Here is a 1,126-nt window from a genome sequence, read left to right on the forward strand (position 1 = left end):
GTTGTAAAGGATATCAATCAACAGGAAAATTTGTATGATGCCAAGATAATGCCTAAAGATTTACTTACTATCATAGTGTCATGTACTAGTCCGGAACTTGCAGTTCCGTTTAACTTGACGGTGGCAACTCCTGCCAATGTGGCTACTGCCAGCACCCAATTGACTACCCAGCCTGTTTTACAACCTTATCTGGTAGATAATGAAGGCAAGATCAATTTTCCTGTTCTGGGTGAATTAAAAATAGGTGGACTGACGAAAAGAGAAGCTGAACAACTGATAATAGACAAACTGAAACCTTACATAAAGGAGACTCCGATAGTTACTGTCCGTATGGTAAACTATAAAATTTCTGTATTAGGTGAGGTTGCCCGTCCAGGTACATTTACTATCAACAATGAGAAAGTCAACTTGTTGGAAGCTCTTGCCATGGCCGGTGACATGACGGTCTGGGGAGTTCGTGACAATGTAAAACTGATTCGTGAAGGTGCTGATGGCAAACAGGAAATTGTGACATTGGATTTAAACAAGGCGGAGACAATTCTTTCTCCTTATTATTGGTTACAGCAGAATGATATAGTCTATGTGACTCCTAATAAAGCAAAAGCTCGTAACTCTGATATAGGTAATAGTACCAGCTTGTGGTTCTCCGCTACTTCTATTCTGGTATCATTGGCAAGTTTATTAGTAACAATCTTCAAATAGTAATATAGATATGATTGAGGAAAAAAGAGAGAACCGGGGTGAGCAACCGGAAGAGCAGGTGAATATTCAGGAAATCCTTTTCCGTTACCTGATCCACTGGCCCTGGTTTGTGGTTTCTGTAATAATCTGTATCGCCTGCGCATGGGGCTACCTGCGTCTGGCCACTCCTGTCTATAATATATCCGCTACAGTCTTGATCAAGGATGACAAGAAAGGCGGTGGTGCGAGCATGTCCTCCGAACTGGAAAAGATGGGGCTGGACGGCTTCGTTTCCTCGTCGAACAACGTAGACAATGAAATCGAGGTGTTGAAATCAAAGTCTCTTGCCCGTGAAGTGGTCAACAATTTGGGGCTGTTTGTGACTTATAAGGATGAAGATGAGTTTCCTAATAGGGAACTTTACCGTACCTCGCCCGTAGTGGTG

At 42.5% G+C, this 1,126-nt stretch carries 2 protein-coding genes; both read left to right on the forward strand.

All coding sequences use genetic code 11. The annotated features are described in order from the left end of the window. The coding region (locus tag AB5935_RS27500; protein WP_368328039.1) for a polysaccharide biosynthesis/export family protein at positions 1 to 702 on the forward strand (702 nt) is incomplete at its 5' end. A 10-nt stretch (positions 703 to 712) separates the two neighbouring features. Then, the coding region (locus AB5935_RS27505; protein ID WP_368328040.1) for a Wzz/FepE/Etk N-terminal domain-containing protein at positions 713 to 1,126 on the forward strand (414 nt) is incomplete at its 3' end.

The sequence above is a fragment of the Phocaeicola sp. RTP21198st1_B8_RTP21198_201120 genome (assembly GCF_040929485.1).
GTDB classification, from domain to species: Bacteria; Bacteroidota; Bacteroidia; order Bacteroidales; family Bacteroidaceae; genus Phocaeicola; species Phocaeicola dorei.